The following is a 22,037-nucleotide window of genomic DNA, read 5'->3' as shown; positions in this document are numbered from 1 at the left end:
CATATTGTAAATAAATGTAAATTAATGTGAACATTTTGTGAACTTTTGGTGGTGGGGACGAGGGGGGACGGTTGGAAATCGGTCTGGGGGGAGAGATGGACAGGTACCTCGTCAAAGGGGATTTTATTACTGGACTGAGACAATTCACCTTTCCCTGTGTTTTGATGGTGATTGGGAAAGTGAGCCTGTTCCTATGTCCTTTAAAGTTTAGACTATGGATTTGTACGATATAAGTGACAAACAAAGAGTGGAAGAATCAAAAAGAGAATAAAAATAAGAGGGATTTATTATGAGCACCAGTCCGAAGGAGGCCTAGGGATAGAGTTATTACTTATGTTATGAACTCCCTAACAATTAGAACGAAACTAGTGGTAAAATTGAATGATGAAAATGTATAGAAAAATACCCTAAAGATAATATTATCATGTTTTTAAATGAATCAAGATCAGCTTTTAGGGTAGCACTTGATAATTGTCAAGAGGATCTAATGTGGTATGGTTTTATCCAATACAATGATGCGAGGTCCTCTTTCTTCTTACACCATCTATCTGAAGATACCGAAGTATATGAGTGGTTACCTATTATGGAGGAAGCAATCAAGTACCGGAGTAAATTAAACATCCTTATCGAAATGGTCGTGTACGGTAAGGAAAAAGAAGAGAAAAACTCTCATCTCAAATCTTTTTTCCTATATCAAGAAGAATTAGCGCGGCTGGTGAAACTTAATCTTGAGTTTGTTGAAAATAGTTACTTAACTAATGAAAATGATAGATACAAACTAGTGTATAAGGGAGTAAAGTTGACGGATGAAACTGCAATCAGAGCATTTAAGAGTCTCTACCAATCCCAGCAAAACTTTGCGAAGACTGACAAGTGTTTTCAAGATGTTTTGAATAGAGTTTTTAGTGGCAATCACATGAAATGATAATGTAAGAGAACTGGAGGTTCAGCTGGTCTTACTTTCTTCATAGGATTAGGGTTCTGATACCTGTCCCCCAGGACTTTAATTTGTTAAAGTGAGAGAATTGTTCCTTGTTTTATTAGATTGGGAATTTAATTGTAGGTGGGAACGTTCGTTTGGTATAATCTTTATAGCAACTTCATAAAGCGGATGGGTGGTTGACCATCTCCCGGGTGAGAAGGGAGGTGGGATAATGACGATATACGAGGCAATTACTTTTTCAATGCAATCAAACTTAGTTTTAATAAGTCTGGTTACATTCATTGTTTTGATCGTCACAGAAACAAGAAAAAAGTAACCGTCCTCACGCCGAACCAAGGTTAGGGATGGTTACTTTCTCCATTCGTACTTATGGTCGCCGCTCTTCATGCGGCATGTAGTTGCTGTGACCGGGTGTTGACGCACTCGGTCTTTTTTAGTATATGGCTTATCTATTAATATTATACATTACTGATTTGTGTTATTTCAAGGTTTGTCAATCTGCCCAGGCACAGTATGAAGGGGGATCCTGTCCCTCCGTCTCCGTCCCAGTCGGTGACAATTATTTGAAGAACTTGATTGTCATTGGGTATGTGAATTTTTTACCTAGTAGGGCTGAGATGATGGCAATGATAGCTAATGCTCCATAGAGAACGAAAAAGACAATAAAAAAGGAAACTCCTACAATCCCTACCATAAGACCAAGAAGATCTGGTCCTGTTCCGTCGGATAACCAATTGTTAACTAAACTGAAAACATACCATATTACAGTTATTATAATTGGATAAAGTGTAAAACTAATTTGAAAGTTTAAGGATTGACGGCCATGATGGTCCATATAATCAGATTGAGTTCTGACTATCGCCCAATATATAAGAGTTAATATAATATTTCCAAATGGGAGTGGAAGCAGTGGTAATACATGACTCACTGCTCCACCTAGACGATTAGTCAAAGTTTGGCTTGTTCTATTGTTAGGATCTACTCTGGAATCAACTAAATCCTGTGGTTGATTATCCTCGTAAATCTCTCCATTTTCTAGCATCCTTTTTCTTTTTTTCACGATCCTCTTAATATTAAAATAGCCAAATAAACCAACAAATAAAAGTACTAAACTGGTTAGTAATATTACTCCATCTCTCGTAAACAGGAATAGCACAATAAAAGGTATTCCACTTATTATTAGAAAAAGGTTCACTTTAAGGTTTGTTTCCACTGCTGTATCTCCTTCTTTATAAAAAGGAAACACCGCAAGCAATAGACCGATGCCACTAAATAGCATTTGAATTCCTAGCGCTAGCAAAAATAGTAAAGCAAAACTAATGAAATTGTTTATCAATAATGTAAAGTTGTTAATGTTGTTAAAGATAAGTAATAAAAGAATAATGAGAGCAATTATTAGTAACAGTTTTGTTTTCCATTTTGGATCATAGGCAAATGTCTTTTTATATGTCTTTTCAAATCCTTTTATATTTGGGGCTTTTGTTACCTTAATGTAATAAACACTCCCGTGAAACACTGCCACTCCAACAACGAATAAGACAAATACCCAATGAACGTTTTCTGTCATAACCTGTAGCATTAGTAATCCTCCAACTATTGTATTCAACCATAATAACATATGACGAAAACTTTCATAAACGATTTGCCTCACCTATAACTAAACCAGAACCTAGTACTGCCACAAAGTGTTCACGGACCTGGTCCCGCACAATTTTATGAATTCTCACCTGAGTTCACAAAAAGTTGCGGGACCTGGTCCCGGTTTATTCTGTGTCTTTTCACAAAACTTTCGGGGACCAGGTCCGTGAACTGTCCGTGAACTTTTTACTGCAATGGCAGTGGGCGGACGAACCATGTATTCGCTTCTTTTACTAGTCCGAATGAGTAGATAGTTTCTTCGTCGTCTGCGAATCGGAAGTTTACTTGTGCTTCTCCATTCTCTTTCACTTCGACCTCAAATTCTCTTACTTCGTTAAGCTTTTTCATGAATGCACGAGTATTTTCCGTATTCACATCGTGTCTACCCTCTTTGACATATTGCTCTTCTGAAACATCCATGGATCCAGTTGGATAGAACTGATAAAGGGTACCGAAATCTTCCCCAGCTTGCACATACATATACAAGCGGAAAACATCAAAGGCAGAAACACCCTCTAAGACAGACGCGTTACGGTTTTCACGCAATTCCTCGGCTTTTTTTACCAATGGATCCCCTAACTCCAACACTGATTTTTCTAATATAATACTACCTTCATGGTCTGAAGAATCGATGACCTCAAATCTCTCAATTGTATTTCGCTCTGCCCCATTGCCCTTTGTAAAAATAAAGCTTACTAAACTGCCATCTTCCATTCCTTTTACTTGCTCCTTAGCTTCATCTGATAATTGATAGGCTTCTTTCTCGCTATTCCACTCGATTTCAACCGAATTGCCATCAATAAGTCCAACAAAAATTCCTGTTCTTTCATTTGATGCCGATTGTTCTAAACCGATTCCAATAGATGCTTTTCCTGGTTTTTCCTGAAGGTTTAAGAAGAATTCTACTGTGTAATCTCTCCCGACCTCAAGCACATCAATCAATAATACCTCTTCAAATACTTCCCCTGGGTTTAACACTAAATCTTCCAGTGCCGCAGTAGCAAAGGCATCCTTAGAATATTGGTATACAATTTCCTCCGTTTCATCCATCACCACATAATCCACCTTCATGCCATTGGAGAAGTTATATTCCACAACATCAGTACCTTTATTTTCCAGCCTATAAACCGCCTGGACCGTTCCATCTTCTAATAAATTTATCGATACATCCGCTGCTACAGTTTCCACGGCTACTTCTTCCCTAGGTTGCCCCTGATCTCCACTTACAGTTCCTGCTGCCCCATCCGCTGCAGCACCACAGCCTGTTGCTATCAATGTTAAAACAGCTCCTGCTATGAAGAATTTGAATCCTCTTTTTAATTTGTTCATTTTAATTGCCCCTTCTACTCAAGTAATGTTTTGTTTCACACAACATATGACGGTCAATTTTCAAGAAGGTTTCAAAGGGACAAAGGAAAGGGACAAAGGGACAGGTACTGTGCTGACCCCATGTCCCAGATTCCCATCATAAAATACGGTTATATGCAAACAATAAATTTTATATCTAGACATACTTGTTTGGAGGTGAACTTGATGAATGAAAATAAAATCTATTTGACATCTTCGGAAATTGGCTGTTTATGGACTTCTTACATGAATGATAGTATGGCAAAATGTATCTTAGGGTTTATGCTAAATCATATAGAAGACACAGACATAAAACCTGCTGTTCAATATGCATATGATCTATCCTCAAGCCATTTGGACTTTTGTAACAGCCTTTTTGAACAAGAACAGTTTGCTATCCCCAACGGCTTTACGGAAAATGATGTGAACATGGACGCTCCTTGGCTTTTTTCTGATGTATTCTGTTTAACATATGTGAATCACATGGCAAAAGTGGGGATGTTGGCTAACAGTGGATTTGTTTCTATGAGTGCAAGGGAAGACATCTCTAAATTTTATACGCAAGCGTTAATTGATACTTCTACTCTTTATAATCGAACGAATAAAATAGCTATTTCTAAAGGAGTTCATGCAAGACACCCTTATATTGAAGTTCCTAAAGAAACTGATTATGTAGACAGTAAAAAATATTTAAGTGGATTAAATCCATTTACTAATAAAAGGCCACTAAATGCAGTGGAAATATCACATTTGTATATGAATGTATTAACAAATGCAATGGGAGTTAAATTATGCCTTAGTTTTGCTCAGACATCTCCATCCAAAGAAGTTCAAGATTTTATGTTAAGGGGAGAGAAAATCTCGAACAAGCACATAAGGATTTTTACTGATATTTTGCTTGAAAATGATATTCCAACCCCCCGATTACCAGATGTGAGTGTGAGCAATTCAACCACAAAAACATTTTCAGATAAATTAATGATGTTTCATATGGCACTATTAAGTTCTGCTGGTACAGGGAATTACGCGACTGCTGCAGCTGCTAGCCAACGTAGTGATCTAGCCATCAATTATGAACGATTGTCATTGGAAATTGCTCAATATGCAAAAAGTGGAGCAGACATCATGATTAAACACCAATGGCTTGAACAACCACCAGGGACAAAAGACCGCGAGAATTTGGCTAGGAATAAATCTGGCAATGGGACATAGGTTCTTTGACCCAGGCAAACTGGTTCCGGACGGTTCCGGTTTACCGAAGGAGGAGGGGTCAGCACATCCCGTGTCTCAGTGTTTGGAGAGGGACAGGACCTGTCCCTCTGCCCCGTCACTAACTACACATTTATGACGACATTTCCCTTCTTGTGTCCTTTCTCGACATATCTATGTGCATCCACTATCTCATCAAACTCATAGTACCTATCAATGACCACTTTTAACTTCCCTGCCTCAACAAGTTCTTTGAGGAAGTTTAGGGCTTCGGAATTTTCAGGTGAATTTTGACCTAAAATTAATTTCCTGCTGCTTGTCACTTTAGTCCATAGCATTCTAACACCTGGTAACGGTGCAGAGACGTTGATATAGGTTCCGTCCTTCTTTAGCGATTTCATACAAGCTGAAAACGAACTCTTGTCTACTGCTTCAAAGATAACATCATACTCACCTTTACTAGAAAAATCTTCGGTAGTGTAATCAATGACCTTATCGGCTCCTAGAGATTTTACCAATTCCACATTCGTGGTACTGCATACTCCTGTAACTATTGCTCCAAAATACTTGGCAATTTGTACTGCATAACTCCCTACACTTCCTGAAGCGCCATAGACAAGAACCTTTTGGCCACTCTGAATAGTAGCTTTTCTAAGATAAAATAATGCTGTTCGTGCCCCTATTGGAATAGCTGCGGCTTCCCCAAAAGATAAATTGTTGGGTTTAATAGATACTGGTCCGTCTTCAGGTAGGCACTTATACTCGGCATAAGCACCAAAACCCACTAGGCATGCAGCAAAAATATGGTCACCTTCCTTGAATCGCTTGACATTTTTTCCTACTGACTCTACTTCTCCAGCCAACTCCATCCCCAATATATCTTTTTTTGGTTGTCTAAAACCCAATGCTATTCGGGCAAGCAACCAAACAGGGAGAGGAACGGTTAAACTTCGTGCACGAATATCTGCTACTGTTACTGTTGTCGCTATTACTTTTACCAGTATTTCATTTTCCTTAGGAATAGGCTTTTCTATCTCTTTCAGTTGAAGAACTTCGGGGGAACCGTACTTTTTGTACACCATTGCTTTCATTTCTCCACCTCTAATTTGTTATTTCTATAAATACGATACGAGTATTACGAATAACAATTTAACACTTCATATTTATTTTCACTTTCCAAATCTTGCTGTAATATGGTTTAAACTAAAATCAAGCCTGCCTTCTCTAAGCAAACCTTTTGTTGATCAAAAAGAAGGGGGGTAATGGTGAGTGAGCGTTGCTAGCCTACTTGTTCTATTTAAGAATCAAACATGATATAGTAAATTGAGGGTATGTATTTTTTTGGAAGGTAAGAATTTATGAAAATTTCTTAACCCATGAAAGCTGTCTAGCTCCAGGCGCCATCGGCTCGTGCAAATTTCTGCCAAAATAAAAAGTAAAAAACACTTTTTTCACTAAAGTATAAGAAAACTAAGGCTTTCGCCATTAACGGCGATAAGCCAAGTTTTTCTAATCTGTCAGAGCATTTTCCTTTTGCCGATAAGCGGGCGCCTTGCGCTTTTCAATGAGGAGGGTAGGGTATCTGTATGGAGCATTTTGAAGTAATCGAAGAAGCATTACTGCATATTGAAAACAACTTGAACGAGCCCTTATCATTGGATTCTGTTTCAACTACTTTTAATATGTCAAAGTACTATTTTCATAGACTTTTTTCTGCCATCATGGGCTGTTCCCTGAACCAATACATATTGTCTAGAAGATTAAATACATCTGTAACATTAATTCAAAACAAAAACCTATCATTAACAGATATTGCATACGAATTAAACTTTGGAACTCCTTCGTCCTTCTCCCGTGCATTTAAAAAACAATATGGTATATCCCCAAATATACTAAGAAAGACTGGGGAGGCGCTGACCCTAGCCGATATTCCTCCAGTAATTAAAAGGCCAATTAAAAACATCAACGGAGATATTGTGACAGATTTTACTTTAACAAACTTCGATTCCATACGATTAAGTGGCATTGCATTTGAAGTTGATTTATCAACAAGTAATTTCAAAGAAAAGATTCGGTCGAAAACTAAAATGCTGGTAGATAGCATCGATGAGACAATAAGTAGTCCCTGTTATATCATCTATTCAAATTGCCAACCCAACTCAACTAAATTCAAGGCTCTCGTCGGGATATCACATCATATAGAGAGCGATCAATCTAATTTTTTCACAGTGGATGTCCAACAAATGTTTTGTGCTAAATTTAAATATTTTGGTGATCTACTTGATATAGGAGATGTCTTCATTACTGACTTTGCAAGATTTTTAAAAATTTCAAAACAAGAAACCGAGGATTCCGATATTGAACTTATTCAAGTTTTTGAGAACATTCATCACCTTGATTCGTTCTATCACATCGTAGTACCAGTCAAAAAGCTATCTAATGATCCAGGAGGAGGGACGGATGGACAGGTATGATGTGCACCCGAGGAACATGGGGACAGGTACTCGTCCCTGGGGAGTTTACTCCTGACTGGACAATTCACCTGTCCCTCTGTCTTATAAGGTTAAACAGAAAATGGTTTTGGGGTGCCTGTCACCCCCGGTTATCTTGCTTGGTGGGGCTGTTTTGCTTTGTTTTACCAAAGGAACGGTCGCATCCTATTAGTATCGCTTCTAAATTATCCTGAAAAAGGTGATAAAAAAAATTGTAGATGACGTAGCCCCAATCGAACGGTTGATGAAAAAGATGTTAATCAAGAGTTTTTTAATGCAGAAGAAGGAACGAACATTGGGAAAAGACGTTTTTCGTGTGGTTCCTATCTGGTAGGTGACGATATCTCGTCTTCTTTCGTAGCTGGTGCAGTCTTTTAGGCAGGCTTGCTTTAGTTGTTTCATTGTTGTTTGTTTCGTTTCTGGGGGTGCTAAATTACAAAAGCACCTAATTATTCTCTATTAAGTTTACTGATGGGAATTCTACAAAAGGATGTAGGGATAGTTAATTTTGAAGCAAAAGTAGGTTAGAGAGGTATATAATTTAGTAGGGTAATTCATTGTGGTTGGGAACGCTAGTTTGGTATAATTGCAGTAGCAACTATATAATGCAGATGGATGGTTGACCATCTCCCGGGTTAGAAGGGAGGTGGAAAAATGACGATATCCGAAGCACTTGCTTTCGCAATGCAATCCAACTTAGTTATGTTAAGTATGATTACATTGATAATTTTAATCGTCAAAGAAAGAAGAAAAAAGTAACCCCCACTGCCTAGACCAAAGGTGAAGGGTTACTTTTTTCGTAATCATTTTACTTACGGTCAGCCGCTCTTCATGCGGCATGTAGTTGCTGTGTCCGGGTGTTGGTAGCACTCGGTCTTTTTTAGTTTACGTAGTTTCTATAATAATTATACATTAAGGTGTTTAAGATTTTCAAGGATTGATAGGGGAAGCGAGGGGAGGGAGAGACAGGGGGACAGGTAGAAGCCACTGAAAAAGTACAAACCAACTTTTTCAGTGCCATTAATTTGATTGGCAATGGCTTCGCACGTCGCTCGCCTGATAGGAGAAACCCACTACTATCAGGCTTTCAAAAGATTGCGACGGCTACGCTCATTGCTTCGAGGGCACGAAAAAGTGAAAGAGCATCACTTTTTCAGTGCCCTCGGACAGGTACTTTGTCCCTCTTCTTGGAAAGGGATGGGTTGTTAGGCTTTCGGTAGGTAGTCAACACCTGGATCCGCCAATCCGACGGTGCGTGCATCTTTCCTTGTGGAAGTTGTCAGTACCCATCTTTCTAGATTGTTTCGGCTGACTAGTTTTTTAAAAGAAAGAGAAGGATGTTAAAGGGTGTCTTTACGTGATTACCACGAAAAGACACCCTTTTTGCGTTCTTTGGTAGGGCTTAGCTTATAACTATGGCATCATACTGATTCCAGTATTAGGAAAACACATAGATGCAATAGGTGGTGCGGTGCATTTGTTTGTTTAATATAATGGCCGGAGTGTTTAAGACAATGCTGCGACCGTTTTTAAAGGTAATAATGGATTGCTGGGCGTCTTTTGGATTGGCTGTAATGGAGTGTATGTGTGCTGGAAAGAGCCAACTGCAGTTGGGGTTCTTAGGTGAGTGGGTAGGGAAGGCATAAATTTTTAAAAGAAAATTAATTGGGATTGGTGCTTTACGCTCGATTCCTGTACGGAAGGTGACTGCCATCCTTCTTCCTTCGTAGCTGGAGCAGTCCTTTAGGCAGTCCTGTTTAAGTTGTTCCATTGCTGTTTGTTTCACGAAAAGTTGTTGGTCACCTTCAAATACTGTTGTGTCATAGTCTGTGTGTGCTACCGGCACGATTGCCATTGTGTGTTGATTAATGGAGTAACTTTATAAAGTGCTTTCTGCGATTTTCATAAATTAGATCACTCTCCTCAAATGGGTTGGTTGATTTTTTTGGTAGATGGTTTAGGTGTTGATGGAACGTTTTCTATGGGGCAATTTTATCACCTCTTTCTGGGGGAGCTGAATTACATGTTTATTAAGACTATTCATTAAAGAATAGCTTTCTACTTTTGCTCGATACATCACATACACTCGCGCTGATTTTCGTGAGTGTAGATATTTTATACGTGTTAAGGTGGGTGAGTTATTAAAGTGAGTGTTTTGTTGTCATGCTGAAATGTATGTAAAGTTTCATTTAACTAGTGTAGTAACGATGGTGGGAGAAAGTAGGACTAAGAGGTTATATGAGGGTTAGGATAGGGAAGAATCTTCTTCCCTAGTACTTGTCTCCATAGAGGTTTTTAATCTCTTCTTCAATCTCACGCTGAATGGATGAATACTTTGTTTTAAAGATTTTTCCAAGGAGAATTAGTAACGAATAGTTAGGGTTTCTTACTCCTTGTTCGACTTCCCTATAATATACAGTAGAAATATCAGCTGCTTCGGCCATTTGCGCTTGAGTTAAGCCGATTTTTTTCCGACGTGCAGTGATTACTTTTCCTAACGTGTGATAATATAATGGATGTATTTTTTCCAATGCATGTACCCCTTTTAACTAATTATGATTTAGATTAGAGGGCATCGGGGTAAACTATAGTTATTGTTTTGGTAATAAATGTTAAAAATCTAATGGATTTTTTAAATGTCGTCGTTCATGCTATAAAGAAGCAATTATTCTGGTTTATGGGCCTCGGTTGGTAATCTATTATCTACGTGTTAGGAAAACCTTCCTATAGTCTTGTCCCCTTGAATATTATTCTTTTAGTAGGCCATATAGGGTGTTGTGTTTTTAATAGTTGTGTCTTTTTGCATACCAAACTTCTAAAAGTGGCGAAGAAATAGATTCTTCACCCTTCTTTAATGCGATTTATACTGTGATTTGAGTAACGACTGTTCCAGCATTAAAGCCAGTAGCTAAATTAAATGGGTTCGTAAAATGATGTATGAAAAGCTTAGTGTTTTAAGAAATTAACCAATACTTACTAATAAGTTTGTCCTTCTGGAAGTATCTGCTGGCTATATTGGTTAGATTCTGTATAGCCAACTTCAAAGCCACCTACAGATACACCGATTAAATGATAACCTGTTATAGTAACATCTGTAAAACCACCATAAGTACTTATATTGTAAATTGGATCAATAGTATTAACCCATGTAGAGAATATATCATCTTCCCAGGAGGTGATTTGCGTTATATCAGTAAAATAAAGAGGGTTAGTTCTTTGCGGGGCTGTAAAACTATAATCGATATGCATTAATCCTGGCTGCCAACAATAGGTACAACCTCTATCTGGAACCCATTGATGACTAGCTGCATGATTATAAGAATTGTTTATGTTGAAATCAGGTGAAGTTTTGGACGGTTTTTTTTGGTGAAAATCTTCCCTTTTTTCGTTTACTACCTTTGCGGTTTCTTGAGGCAACTCAGATGTTAACAAAAACCTCTTGAATTCTTCTAATGTTTCAAACTCTAAAAATTCAATATCATCGGGTAACTCTTTGCGATCTACAATTCCGATATGCTCCTTGTTATGTTTTTCTAAAGTGTTAATAACAGCATATTCTAGATCTTTAACAGTCATAAGATCCTTTGATTCTTCTGCCATGGACTGAGAAGAATAACCTAAAGTGAAAATCAAAAAATCCGAGTGTTGCCATAAATAAAATTTTTTTCATTTTTAGCCTCCTAACATTTGGTTTTTATGATAACATTTTGGCAAAGTATTGTAAACCGAAAATTGGGAAAATATTGAATTATCTAAAAATGAAGGGTTACTTTGAAAGTTTTAAGAAGTAAGTTATTTTTATTGTTGTTGAGTTTTTTGTTAACTATCGTGTTCTCATTTATATTTCAATTGTGGGTCATAGTTGATGGTGACTATATCTATTATGGTTTTCCAGCTCAGTGGTTTCACCTATATGGTGATAAATATAACGTCAAAATACTTGGGCTACTATTCAACTTAAGTTTTTATTTCTTAATTTTACGCTGGTTATTTAAGCCTATAAATAAACAAGGCCAAGTAAAAAAAGGGTAACGGAAGATTATCGAAAATAGTAGAGGAACGTTTTAAAGGAATTAGTTAGGGGAGCGAGGGATATTTTCCGTGATTGATCCTTTATCCAATTCAAACTTACTTGCAGGACAGAGGGACGGGTACTGTCCCAGAGGCGAGCGGCGCGGCGGGACAATCGGGTAATTCTTAGTTGGATTCGGAGAAATGGTTGTCAAAATTGGAGAAAAACATAAGAAAATCGGATAAAAGTACGCAATAAAAAGGGAATTCGACAAAAACAACACGCCAGGGACAGAGGGACAGGACTGGGACAGTGAACCTGTTTCTCTTTCCCTGTAATGGATTGATAAGATTTATGAAGTAAGGGGGTTGTTTTCTGTGAAAGAAGTAAAGATAGAATCGAAGGAATTTAAAAGAGTATTGCACAACCTTCACTTGGAAAATTTCACTCTTTCTTCCGATATGCAGCAACAAGTACTTGAGCTTGTTAATGCGAAAGTCAATATTACCCCTGCTTTGATAAAGGACATACTGCAGATTGGGAGAATAAAATATAAAAAAGACAAGGAAGATGACCTATTAAGGCATAATTTGTTAGGGGTTAATTCCCAAAAAGAATTAGAAACTGCCGAGGCGTTTGCCTTCGCGCTCCGAGCAAACGCACTAGAACAAGGGGAATTTTCACTAAACTATTTTACTTTGAAAGAATTTCAAGATTTGCATTTCTATTTGTTCCAAGACATCTATCCGTTTGCGGGGAAATTTCGTGATGTGCAATTGATGAAGGGAAATACCCGTTTTTGCCAAGTTCAATATTTGGAAAGTTATGCGAAAAATTTATTTAATGAGCTAAATGCAGAGCAGTCCTGGAATTCGTTAGAAGTAGCGGCTGAGCGTTTAGCTTATTTTAAATCAGAACTTAACATGCTCCATCCCTTCAGGGAAGGAAATGGCAGGACGATACGTATCTATATGTATGCTTTCGCATGGGAGCGTGGCATAGAATGGGCATACGAAACTACTGATCGCGATAAATATATGCAAGCTGCGATTCAGTCAGTTGTTAACATAGAAGCGTTGCGTAGCTTATTTTTAGAATCCATTCGATTTATTGAGTAGGTTACAGCGGTTAAACAAGTGTCGCATCCCTCAAGGAGGAAGCGACAAAAGGGAAGCCGAGTCCCAACCTATTGTCGCAACCTCAAGGAGGAAACGACAAAAGGGATGCCGATCGCCAACCTATTGTCGCATCCTGAAGGAGGAAGCGACAAAAGAGTAGCTGAGCGCCAACCAAATGTCGCATCCCTTAAGGAGGAAGCGACAAAAGAGCAGGCGATCGCCGACCTATTGTCGCAACCTGAAGGAGGAAGCGACAAAAGAGATGCGGATCGCCAACCAAATGTCGCATCCTTAAGGAGGAAGCGACAAAAGAGGTGCCGACCGCCGAGCTAGTGTCGCATCCCTCAAGGAGGAAGCGACAAAAGAGCATCCGATCATCAACCTAATGTCGCATCCTCAAGGAGGAAGCGACAAAAGAGCAGTCGAACGCCGAACTATTGTCGCATCCTCAAGGAGGAAGCGACAAAAGGGAAGCCGATCGCCAACCTATTGTCGCAACCTCAAGGAGGAAGCGACAAAAGAGCATCCGATGGCGAAACAAATGTCGCATCCTCAAGAACGGGCAAACTGGTTCTGGACGGTTCCCGTTTGCCTGAGTCTTGGTTATTCGGACATTATTCTAATTAGGTCATATTGATAAAACCTGCGATTTGTTCTTCTGTCATCTCCAAATATCATATTTAACTCCAATAGTTGATTTAAACTTTTCCTAATAGTTGGAGGTGCTAGGTTAAGAATAATGAAGTTTTTGTTTTAACTTTTCTAATTCTGCAGTGGCCTCAACAACTTTTTTATAAAACAAAAGCTCTGTCTCTGCCTCAAAAGAAATGGGGAGGAATGGTAAATTATATGGTTTTTTCACTTTTTATCGCCTCCAATGATTTTTATTCTTATTATTATTCTCTATAATACCTTAAATTTAAAATTACGCTATTTTTCCTCAATAAAATATCGTACCGAAGGGACAGGTACTTTGTACTTTGTCCCATTCTTTACCATTTCATCACGGTCCTGTCTCGTTGTTTTGGATTTATTTCCTGTTCATTTACCACCTTGTTCATCAGTGTAACGACGAATTTTTCCATTTCCTTTACAGGAAGTAGCCAACTACTCTTTACTACTGATATTGAATTGAAAAAATTTATATATAAGGAAAGGTCATAATATAGTAAGATAATTTTATACTATATTTTTTATTATAGGCAGGTTGGTAAATGGGGGTTAATGTGAGTACTATTAAACTTGAAACTGAAAGATTACTAATGGTAGCGAGGGCGGCTCGCTCGCATCTTTAGTGCAGTAACGTTATTTTAATAAAGGTGCAATTGTTCGATGAGGGCAATTCATATAACCAGGATTCATTAGATTATAAATTTATATTAGAAAGGTGTCATGTATGTATGAGATTAATATTTATGGTGTCAGTTATATTTTTATTGACAGGTTGTTTTAACGAAAAGGTAACTTATGAGGATTTACAAGAGGAATTTTATAAAGAATTTGAACAAGCTTTTTTACACTATAATGCAAGGGAAGAAGTTATTCATAGATATTCATTGGATAAAAATAACAACCAAGAAGTGTTTGAGTATATAAGGGAGGATTTATTGTCAGAACACGTAGAAAGTATGAATGCTTTATTAGATGAAATGGTTGAGATGAGAGGTATAATGCCGAGAGAAGATGGAATTAAATACACCATCCTTTCTATTACTTTAACTATATTAAATTCTGAAACAGATGGATATGGTATTCCTATATTAAGGGAAGATTTTGTAAACTCTTTTAGTCTAGATCTTGTCATGTCAGTAGGTCAAGATAGACTTTCAAGAGAAGAACTGGAGAAGTTCACGAATGAGTATTTAGAAGGATTAGATGCATTCTTAAGTTAGAGAATAGCCGGAACCTTTCATACGCATAACGATTGGCAAACTAGGATTGGTCTGGTTTAGGGACTTGGGAAAAGGTGCCTCAACCAGAGAGTTTTCCTTTCCCACTGGACAGGTATAACTGTCCCTCCCTCCCCGAAAGAAACCACTTGCCTAATCCCCAATGCATTTTAACCGCAGGAACTGCAGGAATATCCTAATCCATAACTGACCATACGTCGGTTTTCTTTGAACCAACATCAAGCCCCCATTATGATGATAAGTGGTGAATAGTAGAAACCATTTCTATTTCAAACCGTAGTAAAAACAACGACATAAACTGCAGGTGATAGAATGGAAGTTTTAAAGGTTAACTTGAAAAATGCAGGCTACTACGATAAGAAGGACGCCATAAAGGACATTCATTTCTCCATACTTTCGGGGGGACTTGTTGGTTTAATTGGTCCTAATGGGGCAGGAAAGAGTACGATCATAAAGTCCATCCTTGGACTAATGGAAGATGTGGACGGCGATGTAACCATGGGGCAAGGTAGTAAATACGCCTATATCCCTGAGCACCCGACGTATTACGATGAACTGACCTTGTGGGAGCATATTGAATTGGCGAAAGCAGTCAATGAGATAGAGGGAGACGGTTATTATCAGGAAGCTGAGAAATTGTTAACCATTTTCCGGTTAACAGCGGAAAAGCACCAATATCCCGGTTCTTTTTCCAAAGGAATGCAGCAAAAACTAATGATTATTATCGCCCTATTAATTAAGCCTAAATTATATATTGTGGATGAACCTTTTATTGGTTTGGACCCTAAAGCAATTAAGGATTTTATAAACTTATTAAAAGAGGAGCAGCGTAGTGGGGCGGGAATCCTCATGTCTACTCATGTACTAGATACGGCGGAGAAGATGTGTGACCGATTTCTCTTGATTAACTACGGGAATATTATTGCTAGAGGCACGATGGAAGAGATTCGAGGGCAAAGTGTCTCTGATGGATCATTGATGGATTGCTTTTATGAATTGACGGTGAATGACCATGGGTAGTGTACGAGACCTTTTTTTTCTCCGGTTAAAAAAAGAGTGGGTCTATCAATACAGTGTTTGGAAAACCGCGGTGGATTGGGTAGTTGCCTTGTATATTCTAGTCCCAGTGTTAGCAATACTCGGCTATCAATACTATTTACTATGGGAAGGATCTGCTGAATGGGTGATACAATTCCCAGCCCTATTCTACTGGCTGCCACTGTTCTTCTTAAGTCGTTATGGCACTGTTCGTTTGTTTCTAAGGGAAGGGGATCTATTGTTTTTAAGGCAGCAATCCAACTGGTATTTTTCATTAATTAAGCATGGAATTACTTATAGTTTACTGAGAAATGCAACACTACTGGTCTGTTGTGCCTTGCTACTTTTGCCCATCTGGCTTATATACGGAGGTGCAAGTAATACAGAAATTGTTTTTGCCCTTTGTTATGCATTTGTCTTTCAGCTATTTAGCCAGTTAGGCAGGCAACTATTGGCATTACGGTATCGCCGCTGGAAATTATATCTTATAAATATCCTTTTTGTCATGGTCACCTTCCCATTGTTTCAGCTATTTTTCTTTGGAAACGGTGTGGTTCAAGCTATTCTTTTTCTAGGGTTTGCCCTCGCATGTTATTCGTTAATGAAGAAGAGATTCCACCTTACTGCAACCTTTTTCGAAGATTGCTTACGGGAAAACCAGGAGCGCTTGAAACTAGTAAGTATTTTCATTGCAGCAAGTGGATACAAAATAGCAAAGAAACAAAGGAAACGTCCGTTAATTCTATTTTCCAAATCAACAAAATTGTTCCGAAAACGAACCCCTATGAATCTATTGGCTGAGATTTTTATAAAACAAACGATACGAAATAAGACAATGTTACTTGGTGTTCTACAAATAACAGGAGTTGGTATTATTGCCATTCTTCTAACCCCCGTAATGTTAAAGTGGGTACTGTTGGCGGTCTGTTTGTTTGCAGTCGTGCAGTTTATCAAATGGGGCTGGCGAGACATGAGAACCCAACCATTCTTTAAGTTGTTCCCATACAAGGATCAAAAAAATCTTGTGCAGGGAATAAGGAAAGCTATATTTCTATTGGGTTTGCCGAGCTTTTTCATGCTGGGATTAGTCACAGGTTGGGTAGCTGTATCACTTACGATAGGAATTGTGGCAGCAATTGGAAGTGTCCTTTTCAGCTACCTATTCTTTATTTGGCGTACATGGTTATATTAACTTTTGGTCAACGAGTAGGGACAAGGGGTTCACATACCTTGTCCCAATTTTCTTGCCATCTAAGGAACCGATTCCAGTGTAGTGTAGCTCTAGATACTAGCGTGCAGGCTCCAAAATCGATCGGAAAAGGAAAAAAATTGATGAAACATGAACTATAAATAAATGTTTTTTAGGTAAAGAAGCTATCCAGAGGGGGAAGAGGTATCCTTCTGGAGGGCTTTTATCTGTTTACAACGGTGAATCCAACTCTTCACATCCTTCCAAAGGGACTGACCCCCAGTATGATGAAGCTTCACAGTACTGGGGTAGGCTCTAGAATTCTATACTTTTTATGAGGCTGGGAAGGACAAACTATTTACATTGGGTGCATTGCACCAACAAAATTGCTTAGTAACGATACTTCTCTAAATTTTTCTACTAAAAAACAGGGTGTACCTTCTGTTATTTCATATAGATAAACCTTTATAGATGGAAAATCAAATTATTTTGTATTTTTAAATTGTAAAAAATACTTGTATTTGCATTGTGCTCAGTAAGTTCTATGGCATGGAACAAATTAACACCATGGACTGATTTATTTTTATCTTTGATAAAATCTCAATTTTAAGTTGACTAAAGAAAACGAAGGGAGTATAATTCAATTCACAGGAAAACGTTTTCTTGAAAGTTTCAATAGTCTACTATTCTATTGAACTAAAGGTTATATGTTTTAACCATATTTCTATACTTATGTTTCAAATATAAGGGTAAATAATTGTAGAAATCTATTAAATTTAATACTTTTTTGAGTTCTAGGAAAACGTTTTCCTGAGTTTGGTAGCTAAGGGGGTGTATGCAAATAAAATCTTCTATAAAAGATATTGCTAAAAGGGCAAATGTTTCTGTCTCTACTGTGTCTAGGGTGTTGAATAATAGTAAATATGTAAGTGAAGACCTAAAAAGACGTGTACTTTCTGTCGTCGAGGAGACTGGATTCAAACCCAATATGGTTGCCAGGGGACTCGTAAATAAGAAAACTAGCTTAATTGGAGTTTTGATACCAAGAATATCAAATAACTTCTTTTCGAAATTAATTGAAGGTATTGAGGAAGTATTACAAACGTATGGATATAACATTTTGTTAAGTACTTCCTACAATGAGATTGAAAAAGAATTAGAATACTTAAATATTTTCGAAGACAGACAACTGGATGGGATAATATTCTCTGTCACTGAATTTACTGACCAACATAAGAATTTTTTTGGGGAAACAGTAGTTCCAACAGTGTTTCTAGGTCAAAAAGTAGAAACTCTTAAAAAATATCCCTATGTAACTATTGACAATATAAAAGCTGCTTATGAAGCTACAAGATACCTTATTAAACAAAAGCATAAAAGGATTGCCATTATGGCTGGTCCAGAAAAAGATTGTGCAACAGGAGATAACCGATTACAGGGTTACTTGGAAGCTTTAAAAGAAGCTGGGTTGCCGTTATATACATCCTGGCAAACAAGAAGATATCATACCATAGACGATGGGTATTATGCGGCATCTCAAATAATGTCCCAAAGTGAAAAGCCAACCGCAATCTTCGCATGTTCAGATCAGCAAGCTTTAGGTGCTATTAATTATTTGCGGGAACATGGTTATAGGGTTCCGGAAGACATATCTGTTATGGGTTTTGATGATGTGGACCTTGCAACAGTGTTTAGACCTAAACTAACAACAGTAAAGCAAAATCCAGTAGATATGGGAGCGACTGCAGCGAGGTTATTGATCGACCAGATTCATGGAAATTCATTAACTGCGTTGGAAAACTTAGTGCCGTACCGATTAGTGGTACGTGAAAGTACAAAATCACTCTAGTGGAGAAGAAATAAAATTTTTTGAAGTATATGTAAGCGCATTCTTAAAACATATATATATAAATCTGAGGAGGATGTAAAATGTTGAAAAAGTTTCTAATGATAAGTCTATTAATGTTAGTAATCACCGGTTTGATTGCATGTGGTGATGAATCGGATAATTCAGAGGGGGATTCTGCTCCGAGTACAGGGGAGGAGCGAGTATTAAAAGTGAGTTATCCAACTTGGTGGGAAGAATGGTTTTTTGACTTGAGGGATGAATTTGAAGCAGAAAATGAAGGTGTAACAGTAGAATTAATTCCTCTTCACGATGATGTTACTACGAAACAGGCAATGATGATGCAGTCAGCAGACACTTCTCCTGATGTGGCAGTAGAAGATACTTTTATTATTAACTCCGATGTGAATGCTGGATACCTATCCCCGATGGATGATATTTTAAATGATTGGGACGAGTGGGATAAGTTTGAAGAAACTACGAAGCAAGGTGTAACAGCAGCGGCTGACGGAAAAATTTATGGGGTACCATTCAGTACGGATGTACAAGGCTTATGGTATAACAAAGTTCTTTTTGAAGAGGCAGGGTTACCAGTTCCATTTGAACCACAATCTTGGGAAGAATTATTAAATGCTGCTGAGGTAATTAAAGAAAATACAGGTGATGTCATCCCATTATTCACTTATGTTACAAAGGCGACTGGGGAAGCAACTTCTATGAGAACGTTCCAAGTACTATACAGCGGAACAGGTTCATCATTATATGACTTTGATGAGAACAAGTGGGTTGTTGATGAAACAGCTTTAACAGATACGTTTGAGTTTATCGACTCTGTTTTCCAAAATGATTTAGGACCATCTTTAAGTGTTGCATCTAACAGCCAGGTGGCAACGTTACTATCCGAAGATTTAATGATGAATAACAAGGTTTCTATGGTAATTGACGGAAACTGGGTAGCAGCAAGCTGGCGTGAAGGAAGAGCGACTCCATGGCCAGAAGCACTTGATACATGGGGATTCACATTAATTCCAACTCAATTTGGACAAGAACCAGGATTCACTTCAATGTCAGGTGGTTGGGCGTTATCCATTCCTGCTCATGCTTCCGAGAAGGATCTAGCTGCAGAATTTATTAAAATGGCAGTCAATGAACAACAACAATTTGATTATGTGAGAAGAACAGGGGATATGACAGTCCGTACTGATGTGGCAGTAAAAGAGGAGTATCTGGATCAGCCAATCAGTAACTATCGTGAGGCAGCAGAAATGTTAAGTTATACAAACTTCCGTCCAGCTGTAGATGACTATCCAACCGTTTCCACATTTATTCAAGAAGTTGTTGAGAGTGTAGCATCAGGACAATCTTCACCAGATCAAGCAGTACAAGAGTTTGAAAATGGCCTTAAACGTATTGTTGGCGAAGAGAATGTAATCAATAAATAAAAAATGATAACGAGGCCAATTCCGAACAGGTTTTGGCCTTCGTCTTTAGCTGGGGGGACAGCATTGTGTCAACGGAGAATGCTTTGACTAATAAGCGAATTAAGAACAATAACAACAGCATGTTGCGCAAAACTTTTTTCTTTTTACTGCCTTCACTTGTCATTCTGTTAATCTTCTTCATTGGACCTATTCTAATGACTTTCTTGTTTGCCTTCACCAACATGTCTTTAACAGGTGCAGCTGCACAGAATATCGAGTTTGTGGGTTTTAGAAACTTTGTGAACATGTTCCAGGACCCAAGCTTTAAATCATCTTTCATTACGACGATGGTTTTCTTAATCCTATCAGGGATTATCGGGCAACAAATATTAGGGTTCTTATTGGCTGTTTTAATGCAGAATAAAAATAAATCCTTCCGAAAGTTCGTTGGTGGTACCGTTATGGCTGGATGGGTGACACCGGAAATTATCGTAGCATTTACTTTTGTTTCCTTCTTACATGATGGAGGAACATTAAACCAGTTTATCGGTTGGTTTGGCTTTGAACCAGTATCTTGGTTATTTACATTTCCAATGGTATCGGTTGTTGTAGCGAACATATGGAAAGGATCGGCCTTGTCGATGCTCATGTTCCAATCCGCACTTGATAACATACCAGATTCCGTGAATGAAGCAGCAAAAATCGATGGTGCCAATCGATTCCAACGGATGATGAGAATTACGATTCCAATGATAAAGAATACGATTTTTACAAATCTCGTCATTATCACTTTAGGGACATTAGGGGTATTCACCCTCATCTATACGATGACCGGCGGGGGGCCTGCGAAAGCAACGTCAACCTTACCAATATTCATGTATGAGCAGGCGTTTGTTAATTATCAATTAGGTTATGGGACTGCAATCTCTCTTGTCATTCTTGTAATTGGAATTGTAATTAGTTTACTTTATATAAAACTCTTAAAGACAGAAGATTAATGGGGGAGCATAACGATGAGAAATAATAAAACTGAACAAATAATTCCCTATGCTATATTGAGTATCATCGCCATTCTATTTATCGTTCCGTTACTTTGGGTGGTGTTCGCTTCCTTTGACGGAAATGCGACACAAGTCATAAAGATTCCGGAAAAGTTCACATTAGATAATTATGTGTCGGTAATCACAAGTTCTACTAACCAGAGGGCATTCATGATTGGATTGTTATTGTCCGGCGGTCAGACCATTCTAGTAGTTATTCTGTCTTTATTGGCAGCTTATCCCCTATCAAGGTTCCCGTTGAAAAATAAGCAGAAATTTATGCTTACAATTCTATTTATGACATCCTTACCTATTACCGCAATCATGGTGCCGGTATATCAGCTATTTTTATTTTTAAACCTACAGGATTCTCTTTTCGGAACATTGCTTTTCTTAACTGCATCACAACTTCCGTTTGGAATTTGGATTACGAAAAACTTCATTGATGGCGTGCCGACGGATCTGGAGGAGGCTGCTTGGATTGATGGAGCTTCCCTACTAGTAGGTCTTCGGAAGGTCGTTGCACCACTCATGATTCCTGGAATTTTTACCGTAAGTATCTTTGTCTTTATTGGTAGCTGGGGCAACTTCTTCGTACCATATATTTTATTACAATCACCGGGGAAGCTACCAGCATCGGTAACAATCTACCAGTTCTTTGGACAATATGGATATGCGGCATATGGTCAATTGGCGGCGTATTCCATCCTATATATGATGCCAACCTTTATTCTCTACTACTTTGCCCAAAACCACATGTCTAAAGGGTTTACGATGGGTGGAGCTGCAAAAGGCTAAGGCAACATGCGTTTTAACAGTAACCTAGGAGGTACT

The 22,037-nt window shown here is 38.2% G+C and carries 18 protein-coding genes; 11 read left to right on the top strand and 7 right to left on the bottom strand.

Features of this window, described 5'->3' with window-relative positions; translation table 11 throughout:
* The first annotated feature begins 487 nt into the window (after positions 1 to 487).
* Positions 488 to 925 carry a hypothetical protein gene (locus KS419_RS08035; protein WP_217065682.1) on the top strand — a complete coding sequence of 146 codons (438 nt, stop codon included), beginning with the start codon at positions 488 to 490 and terminating at the stop codon, positions 923 to 925.
* A 577-nt stretch (positions 926 to 1,502) separates the two neighbouring features.
* Here KS419_RS08035 and KS419_RS08030 read toward each other — a convergent pair.
* Entirely contained in the window at positions 1,503 to 2,522 is a 1,020-nt protein-coding gene (locus KS419_RS08030) for a DUF4870 domain-containing protein (protein WP_217065679.1), read from the bottom strand.
* A gap of 245 nt (positions 2,523 to 2,767) precedes the next feature.
* A complete protein-coding gene (locus KS419_RS08025; protein WP_217065678.1) occupies positions 2,768 to 3,910 on the bottom strand; it encodes a BsuPI-related putative proteinase inhibitor in 1,143 nt (380 codons plus the stop codon).
* 204 nt (positions 3,911 to 4,114) lie between these two features.
* On the opposite strand from KS419_RS08025, the gene KS419_RS08020 reads away from it, so the two are divergent.
* The gene (locus tag KS419_RS08020) at positions 4,115 to 5,140 is read left to right on the top strand and encodes a DUF3231 family protein (RefSeq protein WP_217065676.1); all 1,026 of its coding nucleotides are present in this window, start codon (positions 4,115 to 4,117) and stop codon (positions 5,138 to 5,140) included.
* 122 nt (positions 5,141 to 5,262) lie between these two features.
* Here the strand turns inward: KS419_RS08020 and KS419_RS08015 are convergent, their stop codons facing one another.
* On the bottom strand, positions 5,263 to 6,228 hold the full coding sequence (locus tag KS419_RS08015) for an NAD(P)-dependent alcohol dehydrogenase (RefSeq protein WP_217065674.1): 966 nt from the start codon (positions 6,226 to 6,228) through the stop codon (positions 5,263 to 5,265).
* 495 nt (positions 6,229 to 6,723) lie between these two features.
* On the opposite strand from KS419_RS08015, the gene KS419_RS08010 reads away from it, so the two are divergent.
* A complete protein-coding gene (locus KS419_RS08010) occupies positions 6,724 to 7,611 on the top strand; it encodes a helix-turn-helix domain-containing protein (RefSeq protein WP_217065672.1) in 888 nt (295 codons plus the stop codon).
* Positions 7,612 to 9,067: 1,456 nt separating this feature from the next.
* On the opposite strand, the gene KS419_RS08005 is transcribed toward KS419_RS08010, so the two are convergent.
* The 3 genes from KS419_RS08005 to KS419_RS07995 all read right to left on the bottom strand — a co-directional run bounded on the left by KS419_RS08005 (position 9,068) and on the right by KS419_RS07995 (position 11,229).
* Positions 9,068 to 9,499 carry a competence protein ComK gene (locus KS419_RS08005; protein WP_343215039.1) on the bottom strand — a complete coding sequence of 144 codons (432 nt, stop codon included), beginning with the start codon at positions 9,497 to 9,499 and terminating at the stop codon, positions 9,068 to 9,070.
* Between the two features lie 400 nt (positions 9,500 to 9,899).
* Positions 9,900 to 10,160, bottom strand: coding sequence for a helix-turn-helix domain-containing protein (locus KS419_RS08000; protein WP_217065670.1), 261 nt, complete (start codon positions 10,158 to 10,160; stop codon positions 9,900 to 9,902).
* A 445-nt stretch (positions 10,161 to 10,605) separates the two neighbouring features.
* The gene (locus KS419_RS07995; protein WP_217065669.1) at positions 10,606 to 11,229 is read right to left on the bottom strand and encodes a hypothetical protein; all 624 of its coding nucleotides are present in this window, start codon (positions 11,227 to 11,229) and stop codon (positions 10,606 to 10,608) included.
* Between the two features lie 789 nt (positions 11,230 to 12,018).
* Between KS419_RS07995 and KS419_RS07990 the strand changes: the two genes are divergently transcribed.
* Complete coding sequence (locus tag KS419_RS07990; RefSeq protein WP_217065668.1) at positions 12,019 to 12,759, top strand: Fic/DOC family protein; 741 nt, start codon at positions 12,019 to 12,021, stop codon at positions 12,757 to 12,759.
* 730 nt (positions 12,760 to 13,489) lie between these two features.
* On the opposite strand, the gene KS419_RS25175 is transcribed toward KS419_RS07990, so the two are convergent.
* Positions 13,490 to 13,621 carry a hypothetical protein gene (locus KS419_RS25175; RefSeq protein WP_281419776.1) on the bottom strand — a complete coding sequence of 44 codons (132 nt, stop codon included), beginning with the start codon at positions 13,619 to 13,621 and terminating at the stop codon, positions 13,490 to 13,492.
* A 538-nt stretch (positions 13,622 to 14,159) separates the two neighbouring features.
* Between KS419_RS25175 and KS419_RS07985 the strand changes: the two genes are divergently transcribed.
* The 7 genes from KS419_RS07985 (at position 14,160) to KS419_RS07955 (ending at position 22,001) form a co-directional block, all read left to right on the top strand.
* Positions 14,160 to 14,651, top strand: a complete 492-nt coding sequence (locus KS419_RS07985) for a hypothetical protein (protein WP_217065667.1) — start codon at positions 14,160 to 14,162, stop codon at positions 14,649 to 14,651.
* Between the two features lie 330 nt (positions 14,652 to 14,981).
* Positions 14,982 to 15,689, top strand: a complete 708-nt coding sequence (locus KS419_RS07980) for an ABC transporter ATP-binding protein (protein ID WP_217065666.1) — start codon at positions 14,982 to 14,984, stop codon at positions 15,687 to 15,689.
* Positions 15,682 to 16,899, top strand: a complete 1,218-nt coding sequence (locus KS419_RS07975; RefSeq protein ID WP_217065664.1) for an ABC transporter permease — start codon at positions 15,682 to 15,684, stop codon at positions 16,897 to 16,899. Before KS419_RS07980 ends, KS419_RS07975 begins: the two co-directional genes overlap by 8 nt.
* Before the next feature lie 832 nt (positions 16,900 to 17,731).
* On the top strand, positions 17,732 to 18,745 hold the full coding sequence (locus tag KS419_RS07970) for a LacI family DNA-binding transcriptional regulator (protein WP_217065663.1): 1,014 nt from the start codon (positions 17,732 to 17,734) through the stop codon (positions 18,743 to 18,745).
* Positions 18,746 to 18,825: 80 nt separating this feature from the next.
* Entirely contained in the window at positions 18,826 to 20,184 is a 1,359-nt protein-coding gene (locus tag KS419_RS07965; RefSeq protein WP_217065662.1) for an extracellular solute-binding protein, read from the top strand.
* Between the two features lie 119 nt (positions 20,185 to 20,303).
* Positions 20,304 to 21,161, top strand: a complete 858-nt coding sequence (locus KS419_RS07960) for a carbohydrate ABC transporter permease (RefSeq protein WP_217065712.1) — start codon at positions 20,304 to 20,306, stop codon at positions 21,159 to 21,161.
* 15 nt (positions 21,162 to 21,176) lie between these two features.
* Complete coding sequence (locus KS419_RS07955; protein WP_217065661.1) at positions 21,177 to 22,001, top strand: carbohydrate ABC transporter permease; 825 nt, start codon at positions 21,177 to 21,179, stop codon at positions 21,999 to 22,001.
* Positions 22,002 to 22,037 lie beyond the last annotated feature (36 nt).

The sequence above is a fragment of the Evansella tamaricis genome, from assembly GCF_019042215.1.
In the GTDB taxonomy this organism is placed as follows: Bacteria; Bacillota; Bacilli; order Bacillales; family Salisediminibacteriaceae; genus Evansella; species Evansella tamaricis.
This window is presented reverse-complemented; position numbering and strand designations above follow the sequence as displayed.